The organism is Lysobacter sp. M15, assembly GCF_022662515.1.
Lineage (GTDB): Bacteria > Pseudomonadota > Gammaproteobacteria > Xanthomonadales > Xanthomonadaceae > JAKPBU01.
The window spans coordinates 18,586-39,205 of the sequence record NZ_JAKPBV010000007.1; the positions used below are offsets into that span (position 1 = coordinate 18,586).

General features: G+C 68.3%; 20 protein-coding genes. 11 read left to right on the forward strand and 9 right to left on the reverse strand.

The window, feature by feature from the left end; translation table 11 throughout:
- Position 1: 1 nt before the first annotated feature.
- Both MC380_RS06370 and MC380_RS06375 read right to left on the reverse strand, forming a co-directional pair.
- Positions 2–1,060, reverse strand: coding sequence for a sensor histidine kinase (locus MC380_RS06370; protein WP_242102425.1), 1,059 nt, complete (start codon positions 1,058–1,060; stop codon positions 2–4).
- Complete coding sequence (locus MC380_RS06375) at positions 1,060–1,737, reverse strand: alpha/beta hydrolase (protein ID WP_242163872.1); 678 nt, start codon at positions 1,735–1,737, stop codon at positions 1,060–1,062. The genes MC380_RS06370 and MC380_RS06375 overlap by 1 nt, the downstream gene beginning before the upstream one ends.
- 219 nt (positions 1,738–1,956) lie before the next feature.
- Here MC380_RS06375 and MC380_RS06380 point away from each other — a divergent pair, with 219 nt between their 5' ends.
- The 3 genes from MC380_RS06380 (at position 1,957) to MC380_RS06390 (ending at position 4,677) form a co-directional block, all read left to right on the forward strand.
- On the forward strand, positions 1,957–3,225 hold the full coding sequence (locus MC380_RS06380) for an aminotransferase class I/II-fold pyridoxal phosphate-dependent enzyme (protein WP_242102424.1): 1,269 nt from the start codon (positions 1,957–1,959) through the stop codon (positions 3,223–3,225).
- A 13-nt stretch (positions 3,226–3,238) separates the two neighbouring features.
- Positions 3,239–3,877, forward strand: a complete 639-nt coding sequence (locus MC380_RS06385; RefSeq protein WP_242102423.1) for an SGNH/GDSL hydrolase family protein — start codon at positions 3,239–3,241, stop codon at positions 3,875–3,877.
- Positions 3,878–3,984: 107 nt separating this feature from the next.
- Positions 3,985–4,677 carry a methyltransferase domain-containing protein gene (locus MC380_RS06390; RefSeq protein WP_242163721.1) on the forward strand — a complete coding sequence of 231 codons (693 nt, stop codon included), beginning with the start codon at positions 3,985–3,987 and terminating at the stop codon, positions 4,675–4,677.
- A 4-nt stretch (positions 4,678–4,681) separates the two neighbouring features.
- Here MC380_RS06390 and MC380_RS06395 read toward each other — a convergent pair whose 3' ends face one another.
- Positions 4,682–5,461 carry a polysaccharide deacetylase family protein gene (locus tag MC380_RS06395; RefSeq protein ID WP_242163724.1) on the reverse strand — a complete coding sequence of 260 codons (780 nt, stop codon included), beginning with the start codon at positions 5,459–5,461 and terminating at the stop codon, positions 4,682–4,684.
- A 52-nt stretch (positions 5,462–5,513) separates the two neighbouring features.
- Here MC380_RS06395 and grxD point away from each other — a divergent pair, with 52 nt between their 5' ends.
- Entirely contained in the window at positions 5,514–6,440 is a 927-nt protein-coding gene (gene grxD / locus MC380_RS06400) for a Grx4 family monothiol glutaredoxin (protein WP_242163727.1), read from the forward strand.
- A gap of 40 nt (positions 6,441–6,480) precedes the next feature.
- On the opposite strand, the gene MC380_RS06405 is transcribed toward grxD, so the two are convergent.
- From MC380_RS06405 to MC380_RS06415, 3 genes are all read right to left on the reverse strand, one after another.
- Positions 6,481–7,026 (reverse strand): DUF924 family protein, encoded by a 546-nt coding sequence (locus tag MC380_RS06405; RefSeq protein ID WP_242163729.1) that lies wholly within the window; start codon positions 7,024–7,026, stop codon positions 6,481–6,483.
- Complete coding sequence (locus MC380_RS06410; protein WP_242102418.1) at positions 7,023–7,430, reverse strand: GFA family protein; 408 nt, start codon at positions 7,428–7,430, stop codon at positions 7,023–7,025. Before MC380_RS06410 ends, MC380_RS06405 begins: the two co-directional genes overlap by 4 nt.
- Before the next feature lie 133 nt (positions 7,431–7,563).
- Positions 7,564–8,340 carry an AMP nucleosidase gene (locus tag MC380_RS06415; protein ID WP_242163730.1) on the reverse strand — a complete coding sequence of 259 codons (777 nt, stop codon included), beginning with the start codon at positions 8,338–8,340 and terminating at the stop codon, positions 7,564–7,566.
- Between the two features lie 327 nt (positions 8,341–8,667).
- Here MC380_RS06415 and MC380_RS06420 point away from each other — a divergent pair, with 327 nt between their 5' ends.
- Positions 8,668–10,095, forward strand: a complete 1,428-nt coding sequence (locus MC380_RS06420) for an amidohydrolase (protein ID WP_242163732.1) — start codon at positions 8,668–8,670, stop codon at positions 10,093–10,095.
- Entirely contained in the window at positions 10,092–11,492 is a 1,401-nt protein-coding gene (locus MC380_RS06425; RefSeq protein ID WP_242102415.1) for an amidohydrolase family protein, read from the forward strand. The genes MC380_RS06420 and MC380_RS06425 overlap by 4 nt, the downstream gene beginning before the upstream one ends.
- Here the strand turns inward: MC380_RS06425 and MC380_RS06430 are convergent.
- Entirely contained in the window at positions 11,489–13,099 is a 1,611-nt protein-coding gene (locus MC380_RS06430; protein WP_242102414.1) for a GGDEF domain-containing protein, read from the reverse strand. The genes MC380_RS06425 and MC380_RS06430 overlap by 4 nt on opposite strands.
- Before the next feature lie 103 nt (positions 13,100–13,202).
- On the opposite strand from MC380_RS06430, the gene MC380_RS06435 reads away from it, so the two are divergent.
- The 4 genes from MC380_RS06435 (at position 13,203) to MC380_RS06450 (ending at position 15,712) form a co-directional block, all read left to right on the forward strand.
- Positions 13,203–13,610, forward strand: a complete 408-nt coding sequence (locus MC380_RS06435; protein ID WP_242163734.1) for a DUF1761 domain-containing protein — start codon at positions 13,203–13,205, stop codon at positions 13,608–13,610.
- Positions 13,611–13,614: 4 nt separating this feature from the next.
- A complete protein-coding gene (locus MC380_RS06440; RefSeq protein ID WP_242102412.1) occupies positions 13,615–14,247 on the forward strand; it encodes a 2-hydroxychromene-2-carboxylate isomerase in 633 nt (210 codons plus the stop codon).
- 83 nt (positions 14,248–14,330) lie between these two features.
- Positions 14,331–15,272 carry a DegV family protein gene (locus tag MC380_RS06445; protein WP_242102411.1) on the forward strand — a complete coding sequence of 314 codons (942 nt, stop codon included), beginning with the start codon at positions 14,331–14,333 and terminating at the stop codon, positions 15,270–15,272.
- Positions 15,273–15,367: 95 nt separating this feature from the next.
- Entirely contained in the window at positions 15,368–15,712 is a 345-nt protein-coding gene (locus MC380_RS06450) for a hypothetical protein (RefSeq protein ID WP_242102410.1), read from the forward strand.
- Positions 15,713–15,756: 44 nt separating this feature from the next.
- Here MC380_RS06450 and MC380_RS06455 read toward each other — a convergent pair whose 3' ends face one another.
- On the reverse strand, positions 15,757–16,260 hold the full coding sequence (locus MC380_RS06455; protein ID WP_242163737.1) for a LuxR C-terminal-related transcriptional regulator: 504 nt from the start codon (positions 16,258–16,260) through the stop codon (positions 15,757–15,759).
- Between the two features lie 348 nt (positions 16,261–16,608).
- Here MC380_RS06455 and MC380_RS06460 point away from each other — a divergent pair, with 348 nt between their 5' ends.
- Positions 16,609–18,366, forward strand: coding sequence for a hypothetical protein (locus tag MC380_RS06460; protein WP_242102408.1), 1,758 nt, complete (start codon positions 16,609–16,611; stop codon positions 18,364–18,366).
- A gap of 131 nt (positions 18,367–18,497) precedes the next feature.
- Here MC380_RS06460 and MC380_RS06465 read toward each other — a convergent pair whose 3' ends face one another.
- The gene (locus MC380_RS06465; RefSeq protein ID WP_242163739.1) at positions 18,498–20,450 is read right to left on the reverse strand and encodes an NEW3 domain-containing protein; all 1,953 of its coding nucleotides are present in this window, start codon (positions 20,448–20,450) and stop codon (positions 18,498–18,500) included.
- Between the last annotated feature and the right edge of the window lie 170 nt (positions 20,451–20,620).

Consider the following 20,620-nt stretch of genomic DNA (forward strand, 5'->3'; position numbering starts at 1 on the left):
ATCAGGTCCTCAGCGGCTGGGGGGTCGTCGGAATGCGCAGTTCGCACTGATAGTAGCCATCCTCCCACCCGGCCGCCATGCGCGCGCGCGGCCCGAACGCGTAGGCCAGCCGATGGCCGATGCTGCGCTGCGCATGTCCAGCCCCGGCGCCGCCATCCCGTTCACGTGGCGGAAGCGCCGGATTGCGCACCCGCATGCGCAGCAGATCGTCGGATTCGGCCAGGTCGATCTCGATCGTGCCGCCCTCGGGCAGACGCGAGATGCCGTGCAGCACGGCGTTCTCCACCAGCGGCTGCAGCACCAGCCGGGGCAGCGGCAGTCGCCAGGGCAGCGGGTCCTGTTTGTGCCATTCGACCTGCAGGCGCGCTCCGAGCCGAAGCGACTCGATCGCCAGGTAGCGCTCGGCCAGCTCGACCTCCTCGGCCAGGCTGGATTCGACCTCGCCGGCCTGGAGCGCGGCCCGGAACAGGTCGGACAGGTCGAGCACCACGCGCTCGGCGGTCTTCGGGTCGCTGCGCACGAGCCCGGCGATCGTGTTCATGCTGTTGAACAGGAAGTGCGGGCGGATCCGCGCCTGCAGCGCGTCGACCTCGGCGCGGGCGCTGGCGCGGACCTGATCGCGCCAGGCTTCCACCGCGTACAGGTAGGGCAGCACCGCCGCCAGGACCAGCACGGTGAGCGCGGCGCTGCCAAAGGCGAAGCGCTGCACGGTCACGGCCTCGGGCACCAGTCCCGCGCCCAGGTTGGTGTCGATCAGATACAGCAGCGCCGCGCCGCCCGCCGCGACCGAGGCCCCGAGCAGCAGGGCGAGCGCACCGCCGAGCGCGCGCGGCAGGCGCGAGAGCCGCCTCCGGGCCACGCACAGCAACACCGCCACGGTCAGCGCCAGCCACAGGGCGAAACCGCTGCCCGAGACGAACCGGTTCAAATTCCAGGGCGCGCCACCGTCCGGGGCCAGCGCCACGACTAGCACCACCATTTCCGCCACCCCGAACAGCACCGCCAGCCGGCTGAGCCGGCACAGATCCGGCAGCCAGGGCGCGGGCGCGTCGCCGGCCATCAGCCTTGCGCGAAGCGCCGCGACATCCAGGCCGAGAGCGCGCCGATTTCCTCGGCGCACACCTGGTGCGCCATCGGCCACGCGTGCCAGTCGACATCGAATCCGGCGTCGCGCAGCGCATCGCGGCTGCGCTTGCCGCCGGTGTACGGCACCACCGGATCGTGCAGGCCGTGGGCCATGAAGATCGGCTGCGTGCGGGCCTGTGCGGTCAGCGGCTGCAGGGTCGCCGCGCCCAGCGGCAGGTAGGTGGAGAGCGCGATCAGGCCGGCCAGCGGCTCGCGCCGGCGGATACCCGCCGCCAGGGCGATCGCGCCGCCCTGCGAGAACCCGGCCAGGAACACGCGCGCAGGCGGCACCCCGCGCTCGCCCTCGCGCGCGATCAGCGCACCGACCTGTGCGATCGACTGGTCCACGCCCTCGGCGTCGGCGCGATTGGAGAGGTCCATGTCCCGGATGTCGTACCACGCGCGCATCCGGGCACCGCCGTTGATCGTCACCGCGCGCACCGGCGCATGCGGGAAGACGAACCGGATCGCCGGCCACTCCGGCCGCAGCAGCTCGGGCACGATCGGGACGAAATCGTTGCCATCCGCGCCCAGGCCGTGCAGCCAGATCACGCTCCAGCCCGGCGCCTCGCCGGTGCTGCGTTCGATGGTTTCGGGAAGCTCGACGGGCATATCAGCCATGCAGGGATCGGTAGCAACAGCGATGGGAGGGACCAAAGGTATCGTGAGCGCGCCGTTTCGGCGCCCCCGTGGGTCGCCGGGGTCGGGTGCCTTCGACTTTCGATCCGGTTCAGGGGAAAAGCAAATCGCCGCAAAATCTGCTTCGTCCGGGCTGAACCCGGCGCCGGTTTCCGCTAGGCTGGCATATTCCCTGCCCCGCCCGCCTGCCCGATGTCACCCCCTAGCCTCAAGACCCGCCAGCGCCTGTCGGAAGTCCGCTACGAAATCCGCGGTGAACTGGCCCGGCGCGCCCGCGAACTGGAGGCCCAGGGCCGCACCCTGATCAAACTCAATATCGGCAATCCGGGGGCGTTCGGGTTCCGCGCGCCGGACCACCTGCAGCGCGCGATCGCCGACCACATCGCGCATACCGACCCCTACACCCACCAGCAGGGGCTGCCGGAGGCACGCGAGGCGGTGGCCGCGTTCCACAAGGCGCGCGGCACGCCGAACGCGTCGCCCGAGCGCGTCTTCATCGGCAACGGTGTCAGCGAGCTGATCGACATCTCGCTGCGCGCACTGCTCAACCCGGGCGACGAGGTGCTGCTGCCCTCGCCGGACTATCCGCTGTGGAGCGCGGCGACGATCCTCAACGACGGCCGTCCGGTGTATTACCGCTGCACGCCCGAGGACGGGTTCCTGCCCGACCCGGACCAGATCGAATCGCTGGTGTCCGCGCGCACCCGCGCGATCGTGCTGATCAATCCGAACAACCCCACCGGTGCGAACTACCCGCGCGCGCTGCTCGAGCGCATCGTCGCGATCGCGCACAAGCATGGCCTGCTGCTGATGGCCGACGAGATCTACGACGGCATCCTCTACGACGGCCATCGTTTCGAGCCGATCGCTCCGGTGGCCGGCGAGGTGCCCTGCCTGAGCTTCGGCGGCCTGTCCAAGGTGCACCGGGCCTGCGGCTGGCGCGTGGGCTGGGCGGTGCTCAGCGGCGATCCGCTGGCCAGCGGCGATTTCCACCACGCCATGGACCTGCTGGGTGCGCTGCGCCTGTGCGCCAACGTGCCGGGGCAGTTCGCGATCGAACAGGCGCTGCACGGCGCCGACACCATCGGCGCGCTGTGCCAGCCGGGCGGACGGCTGTACGAGACCCGGCGCGCGCTGATCGAAAGCTGCCAGGCCAGCGAACACCTGTCCCTGGTCGCGCCGCAGGGCGCGCTGTACGGTTTCCCCGGCGTGGTCGGCGACGCGGCGCGCGGCTTCGACGACCATGCCTTCGCGCTGGAGATGCTCGAGACCGAGGATGTGCTGATCGTGCCCGGCTCCAGCTTCAACGTGCCCTATCGCAACCGCTTCCGGGTCACGCTGCTGCCCGAGGCCGCGGTGCTGCGGGAAGTCTTCGCCCGCATCGACCGGGTGCTGTCGCGGCGCGCCGAGGCGGCGGGCAAGGTCGTCCCGCTGAAGGTCGGCGCGAAGTCTGCAGCGTGATCCCCTGCCGGCGATGCCCGCCGGAGGCGATGTGACCGGACTGTCCTACCTCGCGCTCGGCGATTCCTACACCATCGGCGAAGGCGTCGCGGCCGACGCACGCTGGACCCATCAGCTCGCCGCCGCGCTGCGCGACGCGGGCATTGCGCTGCACGACCCGCGCACGATCGCCATGACCGGCTGGACGACCGATGAGCTGGATGCGGCGATCGATGCCGAGGCGCCGGCGAGCGACTACGACCTGGTCACGCTGCTGATCGGCGTGAACAACCAGTACCGCGGGCGCGACCTCGACAACTACGCGGCCGAATTCGAGCGCCTGCTGGCGCGCGCGATCGGCTTCGCCGGCGGCCGGCCGGAGCGGGTGGTGGTGCTGTCGATTCCGGACTGGGGCTCTACCCGATTCGGCGCCGGCAGCGGGCGCGCCCTGGCGCAGGTATCGGCAGAACTGGACGCCTACAACGCCTCCGCGCGCGCGGTCTGCGCCAGGCACGGCGTCGCCTTCGTCGACATCACGCCGCTCAGCCGCGAATGTGGTGGCGACGAGTCAATGCTCGCCGCCGACGGCCTGCATCCGGGGCCGGCGATGTACGCGCGTTGGGCACAGCTGGCGCAGCCCGCGGTGCGCGCGGCATTGAAGAACGGCACATAGAACGCCGCTGGACCGCGAGTCACGGTGCGGGCGCGAAGTCGCGCCGACCGCGACGTGCTGTGAGCCTCGTCTGCTAGGTTGCCGCTTCACCGGAGCGCATCGACGCCATGATCAACGACGTACAGCCCTTCGACCGGGAAACGGCCGCGCGCATCGCACGCGCCTTCCGGCCCGCGCGCTGGCACGGCAACCGCTACGACTACTACTACACGCTCGCCAAGCTACGCAGCGATCCGCTGTATCCGGGGGTCCTCGCCGCATTGCGCGGCTGCGATGCGCCGCTGTTGGACCTCGGCTGCGGGCTGGGCCTGCTGGCGCATGCGCTGCGCGGCGACGGCCAGCGCCAGCCGTACGCGGGCGTCGACATCGACGCCGGCAAGATCGCGCGCGCCGCACGCATCGCCGAGCGCGCCGGCCTGCACGACGCGCGCTTCACGACCGCCGATCTGGTCCAGGCGCTGCCCGATCATCGCGGCAGCGTCGCGATCCTCGACGTGCTGCATTACCTGCCGGACGAGGCGCAACACGCCATGCTCGACGCGGCCGCCGCGATGCTGGTGCCGGGTGCGCGGCTGGTCATCCGCAGCGGCCTGGGCGATGACAGTGGGCGGCATCGCACCACGCGCGCGGCGGACTGGTTCGGGCATCTTGCCGGGTGGATGCAGACGAATCCGCGTCGCTATCCGAGTCGCGCCTTCCTTGAGCAGCGGCTCCACGCAGCCGGGCTGGAATCCAGCTTCCAGCCTCTGTACGGCAATACGCCGTTCAATAACTGGCTGATCGTGGCGACCCGGACGTAAGCGCCTACAGCTGCTCGGGCAGCACGGTGCGGTAGCCTTCGGCGCGCATGCGATCGAGCAGCAGGGCGATGGTCTCCACGCTACGCGTCGCCGCACCGCCTTCGTGCAACAGCACGATGGCGCCGGGCGACAGCTGGGCGGCGATCCGCCGGACCACGCGTTCGGGCGATGCGCCCACGCCGTCGTAGCCACGCGCGCTCCAGGCTACGCGCGCGAGCCCGAGCCGCTTCAGCGGCGCCGATACGAACGGATTGGCCATGCCGACCACGGCACGAAACCAGTGCGGTTTCACGCCGGTGATCGCGCGCAACGCTTCCTGCCCGCGTTCGATCTCGCCTGCCATGGTGCGCGGACCCAGCGCCCAGAACCACGCCTGTGGATGGCCCGCGCTGTGGTTGCCGATGCCGTGGCCGCGGCGCACGATCTCGCGCGCGTCGTCGGGTCGCGCGCGCGCGCGATCGCCGACCAGGAAGAACGTCGCCCTGGCTCCATGCGCGTCCAGCAGGTCGAGGATGGCGCGCGTGTCGGCCGAAGGCCCGTCGTCGATGGTCAGCCATACGCGCCGGTCCTCGACTGGCAATCGCGTGAGCACGGGCCCGTAAAGCCGCGACTGTGGCCACAGCACGCCCCACCATAACGGCAGGTGGCTGGCGATCATGACCGGCAGCCCCAGCCGCCAGCCGAAGCGCCACCACAGCGCCGCCACGAGCAGTTGCGAGAGCAACAGCGCCCATAGCCACGCATGCGGACGGCGCGGCGGCCGATGGAAGCGGGGCAACGACATGCCGGCATGATCGCACGGCGTAGAATCGCTGCCCCCGCCCTGGATCGCCGTCATGTCATTGTCCCCCGATACCCGCCAACGCATCGAAACGCTGCTGCAGACGCACCGCGTGGTGCTGTTCATGAAAGGCGAACCGGCGGCGCCGCAGTGCGGCTTCTCGGCCAAGGCCGTGGGCATCCTCGGCGACCTGGGCGTGGAGTACGCGCACGTCGACGTGCTGTCCGACGCGGAGATCCGCGAAGGCATCAAGACCTATGGCGACTGGCCGACGATCCCGCAGCTGTACATCGGCGGCGAACTGGTCGGCGGCAGCGACATCGTCGAGCAGATGGCCAATTCGGGCGAACTGCATGCCGCGCTCGGCCTGCCGAAGCCCGACCGCACCCCGCCGCGCGTCAACCTGACTCCCTCGGCAGTGAAGATGCTGCGCCAGGCCCTCGACGACGCCGGTGGCGAGGTCGTGATCCAGCTGCAGATCGATCCGCGCTTCCGCACCCGGCTGCAGCTGGCGCCGCGCAACCCCGCCGCGATCGTGACCGAAGTCGACGGCATCCCGCTGCAGTTCGACCTGGCGGGCGCGCGTCGCGCCGAGGGCCTGTCGATCGACTGGGCCGACGACGACCGCGGCCGTGGCCTGGTGATCGAGAATCCGAATGCGCCTGCACCGGTGCGCGCGCTTTCGCCGATCGACGCCGAAGCCCGCACGCGCGTCGGCAGTCTCACCCTGGTCGACGTGCGTCCGGCGGAGGAACGCGCACTCGCCGCGGTGCCGCTGCCGTATCTGCATCTGGACGAGGGCATCGCACGGATCCGCGAACTGCCCACCGACACGCCGCTCGCCTTCCTGTGCCATCACGGCAACCGCAGCCAGGAGGCGGCCGAGCACTTCCGCGAACTGGGCTACCGCGAGGTCTACAACGTCGAAGGCGGAATCGAGGCCTGGGCCGAGGCGGTCGATCCGTCGATTCCGCGGTACTGACCCTGTCCTGACTCCGGTCGCGAACGTTCCCTACACAACTTCAGAAGCCTCCACCCGCATCCAGCCACGCCTGCTCGTCGGGCGTATTGTCGCGACCCAGCGCGCGATTGCGGTGCGGGAAGCGGCCGAAGCGCGCGATGACATCGCGGTGCGCGACCGCGTAGCCCATCAGATTGTCGTCGCCGAGCGCGGCGAACAGCTCGACCGAACGCGCCTGCTCGGCGGCGTCCTCGGAATGTTCGAACGGCATGTAGAAGAACAGCCGCAGCGCCGGATCGCACTGCAGGTCGAAGCCGGCTGCGAGCGCGCGGGCCGCGTAATGCCGCGCCAGCGGATCGGTCGCGAACGCATGCCCGCTGCCGCGGAAGACGTTGCGCGGGATCTGGTCCAGCAGCAGCACCAGCGCGAGCGCGCCTTCGGCGCTGTCCATCCAGGCTTCGCACTCGCGGCGCGCCGCGGCGAAATGGGCATCGTGGAAGCGGTCGCGGCAGTCTTCGTCGAACGTCGTGCCGCCCTGGAACCACTTCGGATAACCGGCGTCGCGCCAGAACGCTACGACGTCGCCAGCATCGGTCCGATTCGTCACAGGAACTTCTTCTCAGCTTCGGACGGCTCGTGCCACCAGTCGTTGTCGCGTCCGTTGGCGTAGCGCACCGGCGCCGCGGCAAGCTCCTCGGCCGGTGCGTCCAGGCAGGCCAGCTGCACCGAGGCGAACGGACCGCCGGCCTCGGGAATGTCGCCGTGCCCGTAGGGCCGGACGCCGCAGGTCTTGCAGAACGGCCAGTGCACCACGCCATTGCGGAAATAGTCGGTCGTCGCCTCCGGATCGCTCAACAGGCGGAAGGCTTCGGGCTTCACGCTCGCCGACCAGTTGCGGGTCTTGCGGCAGATCGAGCAGTTGCACTTGCCGCCGCCTTCGGCCAGGTCGAGGTCGACCTCGAACTTCACGTTGCCGCAGTGGCAGCTGCCGGTGTAGGTCTGGATGGCCATTCGGGTCTCCTTGTCGAAACAGATTCACTTCCGGTGGGTGCGGTTTCGGCCGCGAATGCTTTAACGGACACAGCAGCTCGCCAGGAGCATTCGCGAGCGAGCTCGCTCCCACGAAGCGGCCTGGAACAGCGCATCACTCGTCGAACCGCAGGTGCTTGACCGACTTGCCGTGCCGGCGGATCAAGCGTAGCGCCTCGATGCCGATCTGGATGTGGCGCTCGACGTACTCCGCGCTGACCTTCGCGTCCGAGGCCTCGGTCTTGACGCCTTCCGGCACCATCGGCTGGTCGCTGACCAGCAGCAGCGCGCCGCAAGGGATGCGGTTGGCGAATCCGGCGGCGAAGATGGTGGCGGTTTCCATGTCGATCGCCATGCAGCGCATCAGCCGCAGGCGTTCCTTGAACGCATCGTCGTGTTCCCACACGCGCCGGTTGGTGGTGTAGACGGTGCCGGTCCAGTAGTCGTGGCCCAGGTCGCGGATCATGGTGGAGACCGCGCGCTGCAGGGCGAACGCCGGCAGCGCCGGCACTTCCGGCAGCAGATAGTCGTTGCTGGTGCCTTCGCCGCGGATCGCCGCGATCGGCAGCACCAGGTCGCCGAGCTGGTTCTTGCGCTTGAGGCCGCCGCACTTGCCCAGGAACAGCACCGCCTTGGGCGCGATGGCCGAGAGCAGGTCCATCATGGTCGCGGCGTTGGGGCTGCCCATGCCGAAATTGATCATGGTGATGCCGTCGGCGGTGGCGCTGGGCATCGGCCGGTCGATGCCGACGACCCCGGCACCGGTCAGCCGGCTGAAATGGCCGAGATAACCGCCGAAATTGGTCAGCAGGATGTGCTCGCCGAACCCATCCAGCGGGACGCCGGTGTAGCGCGGCAGCCAGTTGTCGACGATCTGGGACTTTTCCTTCATGCGCCTAGCTTAAACCGCTGCCCCGAGTCCTTCGACTTCGGCGCTGCGCGCCTACGCTCAGAGCCTGCCCCGGACTTGATCCGGGGACCAATGTTTCCAGAAGGGACGAAGCCGTTTGTTCCAAGCCCTTCGACTTCGGAGCCTCCGGCCCCTACGCTCAGGGCGAACGGGGAGTATTGAACCGTTGGTCCTGAGCGTAGCGCAGCGAAGTCGAAGGACGCTCACCGAGCACGCAGGGTATTTCGTCACACCGTCCCATGACCATCGTCAGGCTTGGCAGCACGACGCGCAGCGGCTAGGTTTCCGGTTCGCTTCCGGGGAACCGCCATGCTCAAACCCTTGACCGCCGCGCTGGCGACCACGTTGCTGCTGGGCTGCGCCAGCACATCGGCGCGGACCGATGCCCCGGACCCATCCGCATCGGCCGCGCGCCCGTCCTTCACCGACGATCCCTATCCCAGTACCTATCGCGCGATCGCCTCCCCTCCGGTGCTGATTTCCGGCGCGACCGTGCTCACCGGCAGCGGCGAGCGCATCGACAATGCCGATGTGCTGCTGCAGGGCGGCAAGATCGCCGCGGTCGGCAGCGGGCTGTCGGCGCCGGCAGACGCGATCCGCGTCGATGGCAGCGGCAAGTGGGTGACGCCCGGGCTGATCGACGTGCATTCGCACCTTGGCGTGTATCCCAGCCCCGGCATGAACGCGCACAGCGACGGCAACGAAGCCACCGCGCCGGTGACGGCGAACGTGTGGGCCGAGCATTCGGTGTGGCCGCAGGATCCGGGCTTCCAGGCGGCGATGGCCGGCGGCGTGACCACGCTGCAGATCCTGCCCGGCTCGGCCAACCTGGTCGGTGGTCGCGGCGTGACCCTGAGGAACGTGCCGTCCACCACCTATCAGGGGATGAAGTTCCCCGACGCGCCCTGGGGCCTCAAGATGGCCTGCGGCGAGAATCCCAAGCGCGTGTACGGCCAGAAGGGCGGGCCAGCGACGCGCATGGCCAACGTGGCCGGCTACCGCGCCGCCTTCATCGATGCGGCCGAGTACCTGAAGAAGCGCACCGCACCGGCCAAGGAGGGCAAGGAAGACTCCGACAAGGATGCCGGCGGCAAGCGCGACCTCAAGCTCGACACCCTGGCCGGCGCGATCAACGGCGACATCCGCGTGCACATCCACTGCTACCGCGCCGACGAGATGGCGACGATGCTCGACCTAGCCAAGGAATTCGGCTTCAAGGTCGCCGCTTTCCACCACGGCGTGGAGGCCTACAAGCTGGCCGATCGCCTGGCCGCGGAAGGCGTGTGCGGCGCGCTGTGGGCCGACTGGTGGGGCTTCAAGATGGAGGCCTTCGACGGCATCCAGGAGAACATCGCCCTGGTGGACCGGCCGCAGAACGGCTGCGCGATCGTGCATTCGGATTCGGACGAGGGCATCCAGCGGCTTAACCAGGAAGCGGCCAAGGTGATGGCGCATGCCAGACAGGTGGGTATCGACATCCCGCCCGAGCGCGCGATCCGCTGGATCACGCTCAATCCCGCGAAGGCGATGGGCGTGGACGGCATGACCGGCACGCTGGCGCCGGGCAAGATGGGCGACGTGGTGCTGTGGAGCGGCAATCCCTTCAGCGTGTATGCGCACGCCGAACAGGTGTACGTAGACGGCGCGCGGGTCTACGACCGCGCAGATCCCTCGCGCCAGCCCAAGTCGGATTTCATGCTCGGCCAGGGCGCGGCGGCCACCGGAGGTGTGCGATGACACGTGTCGGCGCCGAGTGTCCGAACGGCCAGCGTGGGAGCGGCCTTGGCCGCGAATGCTCCTGCGACGAAAAGCATTCGCGGCTGAAGCCGCTCCCACGACCGCTATGGCTGGTCGCCTGTGTGCTCGCAACCGTGCTTGTCGCCAGCCCTACCCTCGCCCAAGACGTATTGATCCGCAATGCCACCGTGCATACGGCGACGTCACGCGGCACGCTGCAGAACGCGGACGTACTGGTGCGCGGCGGGCGCATCGCCGCCGTCGGTACCGGCCTGGCGGCGGGCGATGCCCAGGTGGTCGACGCGCAGGGACGGCCGGTCACGCCGGCGCTGTTCGGCGGCATCACCGGCATCGGCATCGAGGAAGTCTCGGGCGAAGACGCCACCACCGATGGTTCGCTCGCGCTCGGGGCCGACGCCAAGCACATGACGGTGCGCCCGGAGTTCGACGTGACCCTGGCCTACAACCCCGACTCGCTGCTGGTGCCGGTGGCGCGGGTCGAAGGCATCGGCTGGACCCTGTTGGGCGCCGGCACCGCCGCCGGCGGCTCGATCATCGGCGGACAGGGCGGCGTGGTCCGGCTCGACGGCAGCGCCGACCCGATCGGCGCGCACGTGCTGTTCGTGGACCTGGGCAGCGGGGCGGCGGAGTTGACCGGCGAATCGCGCGCCGCGCAGTGGATGCTGCTCGACCAGCTGATCGATGAATCGCGCGGCCGCATCGGCCAGGATTCGAGCATGGCCCTGCTCACGCCCGCGGGCCGCGCGACCCTGGCGAAATACTTCGGCGGCGGTGGCCGGGTGATGGTGCGCATCGATCGCGCCGCCGACATCCGCCAGCTGCTGCGCTGGGCGCAGCGGCGCAACGTGCGCATCGCCATTTCCGGCGGTGCCGAAGCCTGGCGGCTGGCGCCGCAGCTGGCCGCCGCCAAGGTGCCCGTCTTCGTCGACCCGTTGGCCAACCTGCCCGGCAACTTCGACCGTATCGGCGCGACGATGGAGAATGCCGCGCGGCTGCAGGCCGCGGGCGTGCGTGTCGGCTTCACCCAATCGGGCGATGCCTCGCACAACGCGCGCAAGGTGCGCCAGCTGGCCGGCAATGCGGTGGCCAATGGCCTGCCCTGGGAAGCCGGCCTGGCCGGGTTGACCTCGGTGCCGGCCGAAGCGTTGGGCGTGGCCGACCAGATCGGCGAGATCGCACCGGGGCGCCGGGCCGACCTGGTGCTGTGGAGCGGCGATCCGCTGGAAGTGAGCAGCCTGGCGCAGCAGGTGTGGCTGGATGGGCGTGCGATCCCGATGCGCTCGCGCCAGACCGAGCTGCGCGATCGCTATCTGCACGGGCTCACGCCTGCGGAAGCCGGCGGCCTGCCGCGCGCCTACCCCGCGCAGGGTCGCTAGGCTTCGGCGGCGCTGACCACCACCCGGTTGCGTCCGCTGCGCTTGGCTTCGTACAGCGCCTGATCGGCGCGACGCAACAGGGCTTCGCGCGTGTCGTTGTGGCCGAATTCGGCCACCCCGATGCTGAGCGTCAGCGCAACCGGCCGGTCCGCGACGGTGGCGCAGCGGGTTTCGATGGTGCGGCGGATGCGCTCGGCGGCATCGCGCGCGTGTCTGCGGTTGCTGCCGGGCAACAGCACCAGGAATTCCTCGCCGCCCAGGCGGCCGATGGTATCCAGGTGCTGCATTTCGCCGACCGACGCGCGCACCATCGCGCGCAGGCAGGCATCGCCCACGGCGTGGCCGTGGGTGTCGTTGATCTGCTTGAAGTGATCCAGGTCCAGGAACAGCAGGGAAAGGTCGCCGTCGGTGTGGCGCGCTTCGGCCATTTCGCGCTCGAGCTGGCGTTCGATGCCCTGGCGGTTGAACACGCCGGTCAGCACGTCGCGTTCGGCGACCGCCTGCGCGTCGTCGCGTTCGCGCCGTACCGCAAGCATCCGGTCGGCCAGGATCAGGACCAGTAGTACCGCCGCGAGCGCCAGCACCACGGGCAGGCCGTACTCGACCGCCGGCCCGAGCGGTGCGCCAGTCGACAGCTGCACCGCCCGCGCGGTGGACAACACCACCAGCGGTACCCAGGCCAGCAGCGCATACGCGGCGCGCCGGTTGCCCCGGCGCCAGGCGTTGGCCAGCGCCAGCAGACCGAGCACGTTGGCGACCAGCAGCAGCAGGTTGCCGACGTTCGGAAACCAGCTCTTGTCCGCCGGCCAGGGTAGCCACAGCGGCACCAGCAGCAGCGCAGGCGTCCAGGCGCCGATCCAGCGCAACAGCCGGCTCAGCCGGGGCGTATAGGTGTCCAGGTCGGCCAATTCGATCAGGAACAGCGACGAGACCACGGTCGACAGGGTGGCGACGGTCCAGATGCCAGGCGCGCCGAAGCGGGCCAGTTCGCGCAGGCCAGGCAACGCATACGCTTCGCCATAGGCGCACAGCAGATACAGCAGCTGCAGCGCCATCGTCGCCGAGTACAGCAGGTAGACGCGTTCGCGTAGCAGCAGCCAGAACAGGATGACGACCAGGGCGATGCCGACCAGCACGCCGACCACGACCGAGACCACCCTGACGTGGACCAGGTCGGTGGCCAGATGCTCGTCGGGCCCGAGCACCTGCACCTGCAGCGGATAGCGCGCGCCCTGCACCGACACCACCAGCGGCTGGTCGCCCTCGAACGGAAACACCAGTGCGCGGCGCGAGAAGCGCGGGTCCAGCTGGCGATCGAAGACGGTTTTCGTCTGGGCCGGGCCGCCCGCGCGCGCAACCGTCACGCGCGCACTGTAGGGGTGATAGACCAGCAACAGGCGTGGGCCAGCGGCAGGCACGGGTCGCACGACCCACTGTCCGCTGCCCTGCACCGCACCGGTCAGCAGCATCACGCGCGCCGTGGTTGGCGGCCCGCCCGAATGGCCTTCGGGACTGATCTGGACGATGCCGCTCGGCTGCGCGCCCACCTGCCCCGATACCAGACCCAGCAGACACGCAGCCAGCCAGCAGAACAGCACGCGCGCCATGGTCGATCCCCCAGCCAGGCTCGCAGTGTCGGACGATGCGGCGGTGTCAGCAAGCGGCCCGGAGTAAGCTGCGCCGCGGGGCAACCACGCTGGGGAGAACACCATGCCGGAACTCAACATGCCCGATCTCAATCTATGGGCGGTGCTGGTCGCGGCAGCATCGGCTTTCGTGCTTGGCGGAATCTGGTACGGGCCGCTGTTCAAGCGCGTCTGGTGCCGGGAAGCAGGCGTGGACCCGGACAAGCCCAACGGCCATCCGGCGCGGGTGTTCGGCACCGCGGCCATCGCCTCGCTGGCTGCTGCTTTCGCCTTCGCCTGGTTCCTCGGGCCGCGCCCGGAGATGCACCACGCGGTGCATGCCGGCTTGATGGTCGGGCTGGCGTACGTGGCCACCAGCTTCGGCATCAACTACGCCTTCGCGGGACGCTCGCTCAAGCTGTGGCTGATCGATGCCGGCTACCACACCCTGCAGTTCGCCCTGTACGGGCTGATCCTGGGGCTATGGCATTGACGCGATGAGCGACGCGCCGCCGATCCGCTGGTATTTCGACTTCATTTCGCCGTTCGCGTACCTGCATTGGCCCAAGGTGCGGGCACTGATGGGCGAGCGCGAGGTCGCGTGCGTGCCGATCCTGTTCGCGACGGTGCTCGATGCGCATGGACACAAAGGCCCCGCGGAGATTCCAGGGAAGCGCGAGTTCACCTATCGCTACGTGCTCTGGCAGGCGCGGCGCGCAGGCGTACCGCTCGTGTTCCCGCCCGCACACCCGTTCAACCCGCTTGCGGCACTGCGGCTGGGGATTGCGGCCGGGGCCTCGGTGGAGGCGATAGATGCGATCTTCGACTGGATCTGGGTGCAGGGCCGGGCCGGCGACAGCGTCGAGGCGCTTGCGCCCGTGTGCGCCCGGCTCGGCATGGACCCGGCGTTGCCGGCCGACGCCGCGGTGAAGCAGGCCCTGCGCCAGAACACCGAGGAAGCGCTGCAGGCCGGCGTCTTCGGCGTGCCGACGCTGGCCGTCGGCAACCTGCTGTTCTGGGGCAATGACGCGCACGCGTTCGCCCTGGAGGCGCTGCGCGACCCAGCGCTGTTCGACGATGCGCAGATGCGTCGCCTCGCCTCGCTTCCGGTCGGGGTGCGGCGCCGCTAGCCTGTAACGCATTGCACCGCCGCATGCGCGCCTGATCGCGATGCGGTAGTTTGCGGGCCTGCAGTTCCGCCGGACCAGAGCGCATGCGCATCGGAATCGTGGTCGACTCTTCGATCGACCTGCCCCCCTCGTTCTACGAGCAGGAGCACGTCACCATCCTGCCGGTCACGGTGCAGATCGGCAACGCCGTCCTCGCCGACACCCGCAACGAGGAAGCCGCGCTGAATTTCCTCAGCGGCGACGTCGCCGCACGCGCGGCCGAGGCCGACACCACGCCGTTCACGGTGCAGCAGATCCACGACCTGTTCCTGTCGCGGCTGGTGCTCGACTACGACTATGTGTTCTGCATCACCATGACCCGGACCCGCAGCGCGATCTACGAGAACGCGATGCAGGCCAGCTTCTCGATCCTCAACGACTACAAGCCGGTGCGGGCGGCCGCGGGCAACGCCACGCCGTTCTCGTTGCGGGTGGTGGACAGCCAGAACGTGTTTGCCGCCTCCGGCGTGCTGGCGGTGGAAGCCGCCCGCCTGCGCGCGGCCAGCGAAGGCGCGCCCAAGATCCGCGCGCGGCTGGAGAACCTGGCGATGCATACGCACGGGTACATGGTCCCGCCGGACCTGCACCACCTGCGCAACCGGATCCGGCGTCGCGGCGACCGCAGCGTGAGTTTCCTGAGCGCGGCCATGGGCACTGCGCTCGACATCAAGCCGATCCTGCACTGCCACCGCGGCGAGACCGGTCCGGTCGCGAAGGTGAAGGGGTTCGAAGCCGCGGCCGAGCGCCTGTTCGGCTTCGTCGGCAGGCGCGTGGCCGCCGGACTGATGACGCCCACGGTCGCGCTGAGCTATGGCGGGGAACTGGAGGCGATGCGTGCCCTGCCGGGCTACTCGCGCCTGATCGACGTCTGCGCCGAACACAATGTCGAAGTGTTCGAAAGCGTGATGAGCCTGACCGGCATGGTCAACGTGGGCAAGGGCGCGCTGGTCGCGGGCTTCGCAGGCGAGGCCGCGGCATTCGACTAGACATCTGCGCGGATCGCGGCGACGGGCCGCTGCGTTGATATGCCGCTAACATGCATTCGCTAATCTGTTCCCTGGCTTTGCACGGGGATGCGACCATGGCGACTCGCTATTACCTCAGCCTTCCCGACCCGCAGAAGGCGCGCGGCAGCGACAGCGCATGCTCGTTCTCCGCGCAGGGCGCGGACGGATTCGCCGCGCAACTGCAGGACGCGCTGCGCAGCGACGTGCTGTTCGAGCGCTGGCGCGCGGGACAGGAGGACCCGGACGCCGTGGATCCGACGTTGGGCGCGACCGATCCGGACGCGACCGTGCACGGTCAGCAGGATCATGTGCACATCGATCTGGTCGTCACCACCACGCTGCCGGGCGCCGTGCTCAAACATCGCCTGCGCCTGCTGGCCGGCAGCGGCTGGGAACTGCGGGATGTCACGGCTGCCTGAAGGCAGCCGCGGGCGGACGTCACCGCCGCCCAAGCCAACGCACGTCAGGTTGTGCGCACTTGCGCTTCGATGTCGTCGAGATGCGCGACAAGCAAAGCGACGCGGCCACTGATGCCTTCGTGCTCGAACACATGGTGCAAATGGGTTTTCACCGTTTCCGGGCTGATCCCAAGTTGGCGCGCGATTTGCTTGTTGCTCATCCCGCGCGCGGCCCAGCGCACGATCTCGCGTTGACGCTCGGTCAGCGCCGACCAGTCGCCCGGTGGATCAGCCGGCGCCGGCATCGGCACTTCGCCGCCTTCGTGCATTGCCCGCAGCAACAACTCCGGCGCCACCACGAACAAGCCTGACTCGGCAGCGTGGATTGCGCGCAACACCGTGTCCGGCGACGCATCCTTGTCCAGGCAGGCATTGGCCTCGCTGGTGATGCAGTGCTGGAGTGCCGCCACGTTGGGATGCCGGTAGAAGTACAGCCGCCGCGGCGCCGGCAGCAATGGACGTCGGCGTTCGCGCTCAATTAGCGGATCGTCACCGTCCAGCAGCAGCAACGCCGGGACGCTATGGCCGCTGCGGCGCGGCTGCTTTGGGGCGTAGGCCCCCAGCCAGTCCAGCTCGCCCCGCGTGGCGAGCAAGCGCTGCATCCGCGCCCGCCACACCGGGTCGAATCCGATCGCCAGTACTGGCATCGCTGCCATATCGGAACCCCGTGAGCGAAGGTTTCCGTCGCCCAAATTAGCCGGACACCCCCAGAACGCCGTCGCTCCACAGAACCGGTCACATCCCCCATCACCCGATATCAGGATTTTTTCCCCCCGACCTGCGCCGCACTGTGCCAGCGCCCGCAGCCCGGTCTGTCCGGGCGGCTGCGCCCCCCCAAACCGGCAAGGACTACGAACATGGCTAATCAAACCTTCAACTGGAAGCCCAGCTGGCTGACCGCCACCTTGGGTATCGCCATTGGCCTGGTGTTGGCCAGCGTCATGGTGTTTGCGCCCCAGCCAGCCCAAGCAGTGCATGACGATGCATCTCCCCTCCTGAATTCCCCATTTGAGCTGGATGGCAACGCCGTGAAGACCAGTGCCCTGGACGACTGGGACTCTGCGCTGGCTCCTATCGTCAACGGCGTTCCCGTCCCCGGCCCAGACAAGACCTTCGTCAACGACGGACCCAACGCCGCCGGTGGCAAAGAAACCAGCGCTTGGAAGGGCAGCAACAAGGACATCGACACCATCCTCACCTGGGAGCGCATGACCTCCAAAGTCACTCCTGACAAGGACAACATCACCAACGCCTACGCGAAGCCCTACTCCGTCGACCACGACGACGATCCGACGACGCCCAACCACCTCATTATCTACTTCGGCGCCGACCGCTTTGCCAACAACGGCGACGCCGCGCTGGGCTTCTGGTTCTTCCAGGATGATGTGGCCCTCAACAATGGCGGCTTCGACGGCGAGCACATCGTCAACGACCTGCTGATCCAGGTCGACTTCGTCCAGGGCGGCAGCAGCAGCGAGATCCAGATCTTCAAGTGGGTCGGCGACGGAAGCGGCGATTTCGGCAACCTGCAGGAGATTGCCTTCGCCGCGGCCAACGGCACCACCGTGTGCACCGATGGCGACACGGCATGTGCAACTACCAACAACAGTCCGCAACCCGCCCCGTGGAACTACACGCCCAAGTCCGGCCCCGCTGGCACCTTCCCGCAGGAAAGCTTCTACGAAGGCGGCATCGACATCACAGCACTACTGGGTGAAGTGTGTTTCTCCAGCTTCATGGCTGAGACACGCAGTTCGCACTCTGAGACTGCCGAACTCAAGGACTTCGCGCTGGGCGACTTCAACCTGTGCTCCATCCTGGTGACCAAGAAGTGCAAGGACGGCACGGCGCCGGTGATCGATCCCACCGGCACGTTCCTGACCACCACGCTCGATGTCACCGTGACCAACAACGGCTTCGGCTCGGTGTTCAACACCGCGTTTGAAGAAGACATCGAAATCCCGGATGCGGACACGGGCGTGCTGGCCTGCCGCCTGATTTCGCCGGTGGTCGACAATGACCTCGACAAGGACGAGCTGAAGGAGATCTTGGAAGGCGAACTGGCCGCTGGCGCCTCGGTCACGGCCACCTTGGAGTGCGATCACACCAAGAGCACGGTATTCAACAACGTCACCGCGCGTGCATCGGCATCCCCGGGCGGCACTCGCGACATCACGGACGGCTACCAGATGTCTTCCGAAGACACCTGCGAACTGCTCGTCACCCCGATGATCGACGTCGAGAAGGAGTGCAAGACGGTCCTGCTGGTACAGGTCGATGGCACCCTGCAACCGCAGGTGTGCAACACGATCACGCTGACCAACACCTCGAACGAAAAGCTGGTCAACATCGAACTGGTCGATGATCCGGCCAACGCACCGAGCACTACGCTGATCAGCGGCGGCGAACTCGCGCCGGGCGCATCGATCACGCCGATCGACCACTGCTACATCCCGACCGCCACCGACAACGACACTGAGGAGCCTGAAGAAGCGACGTTCAGCAACGAAGCACTGGCATCCGCCGATGGCGCCATCAGCAAGGTGGCAGCCAGCGACACTGACAACATCCAGTGCAAGCTGTGTCCGCCGCCGCAATCGGAGTCCGTGCATTGATATGGTGAGCGCACGGGCATGAGGCCCTTCAGCACGACTTTCCCGGTCGTGCTAACGAACGAGGGCGGTGGAGTTGCCTCCACCGCCCTCTTTTTTGCTGCATCCTGCAGTCGCTCTTCCGCGTTCGGCGGCTACTGCACGCTGAAACCGGTGCTGGCCGTCGCGGTGCTGCTGCCGCTGGTGGCGTCGGCACGCAGCGTGTAGCTGCCGATCGCGCCCTTGCCCTTGCCGGTTTTGTACGTGCCGCGCGCATAACCGTCGCTGCCGCTGGTCGCGCTGATGACCGTGGTGCTGCCGCTCGGCAAGGTCACCGTGAACTTCACGCTGGCGCCGCTCACCGGCACGTCGTTGTTCTTCACCAGCGCGCTCATCGACACCGTCTCGGCCCGCAGGTAGCTGGTCTTGTTGGTGCCGACGGTTTCGCTCAATGTGCCGCTGCTCGCAACCGTATAGATCGCCGAGGCACTCGCGGTGTGGGCGTTACCGACCGCGCTGCTGCTACCGACGCCGATGCCATAGCCCGCCGCCGTGGCGGTACTTGGCGAAGTGACGCTCAGCGTGGTGCTGCCGCTGGCGCCGGGACTCAGGCTCAGCGTGCTGCCGGCCAGCGTCCCGGTCCAACCGCCCGGAATGCTCTTCGCCAGGTTGAACGTCGTCGCCGCGCACGCGCTGCTGTCCTTGTTGCTCAGGCTCACCGTGTAGCTGACGGTGCTGCCGGCGGCGACGGCGGCGGTCGAGCCGCTGATGCTCAGCGTCGGTGCGGCGCGCGTGCAGGTCGGTGGCGACGTGGAGCCGCTGAAGGTGACGTCAACGGTCGCGCCGGTGGTGTCGGCGGACGCAAGCGTGATGGTCACACCCGCGCCCGCATCGTTGTAGCTCTGGCCCGTCGCCAGCGCGCCGTCCTGGAAGTCGCCGGTACTGCCCGAATAGCTGGCCGGGGTCGTATCCAGCAGGTCGCTGCTGTAGCGATCGCCTTCGGTGGCCAGGCGGACCAGCACGCCCTTGGTCAGATTGCCGACCGTACCCATCGACGCATCGGCGCCAATCGGCTGGCGGTATTCGACGTAGTACCAGAGCGTCCTGCCACTGGTGTCGGTGCCGCGTGGGATCTTGATCGCCTTCGGACCGACGCTGCTGCTCGAATAGGGTTCGATCGAATAACGGCCGCTGGTGCTGGCTGTGTGGATTGGCGGCGACACGCCGTCGTTGAGCCAACCCATCAGCTCCTTCTGGAATGGACTGAAGTGGCCGACGCGCACGGCGCCCATGATGTCGGCGACGTCGCCGTAATCGCTCACGGTGCAGGTGCCGCCAAGCGTGACGCTACCGCAGTCGCGGCTGTGCGCGTGGCTCAGGCCCTGGTTGTGGCCGAGCTCGTGACCAACGGCCTGCAGGGTGAATGAACCGTTGATCCAGGCGCGTGTGACCGAGCCGCCGACGTTGGCCAGCCCGGTCCACCCGCAGGCATTCCTCGGGAACATGTAGATCTTGCGTGCGTAGCCCGACAGATCGGCGCCACTGGCGGCGACCGCCTTGTCTGCTTCGGTGTAGATCGCGCCGGTATCGCAAACACTCTTGCTCACCGGGATCGTGTACCAACCGAACGTCTGACCGGCGAGCCAGGTCTGCTGGAACGAGGCTTCCTGGTAGAAGTTGCTGACCGTGGTGAACACCAGGCTGTGCGCCGCGGACGAGGTGACTGGCTGTGAGTTGTCGTCCTGGAAGTTGACCAGGATCACGGCCGTGCGCTGCTCGCCCATCGTGTAGGGGAGCGCGGCCTGGACCACCTCGACGTTGGCGCTCGACCCATCGTCCAGCGCCAGAGTGCCACCAGCCAGTTGACCTCGGACCCGCACGCGCGTGCCGCTGAGCAGCGTTGTTGGCTTGCGGCCGAACTTCAGTTCGACGCGGCCATGCGTAGTCTTGAGAAAGTGCCGGGTGACGCTGCGACCGTCGGCATAGTCTTCGACCAACACGTCGAGTTCGCCTTCCAGGGCAACCGGCTTGCCGGTGCTGGTGACGGGTGCTGCAGCCAGGCTGGCGCCGACCGGGACGCCGGCCAAGATGCCGGAAAGAAGAAGCAAGGTTGCAGTGAATCTTCCTGCGTGGCGAAACGCGCGGGACAAATGCATTGGCGAACTACCGGATGTGGAGGGCTCTGGACGCCGGCCTTCAGGCCGGTGCCGGAACGCGCAGGCGCGTTCCGGACTGGATCCGGGGGATCCGTTCCGACACCTCCTTGCATCGTCAGCGG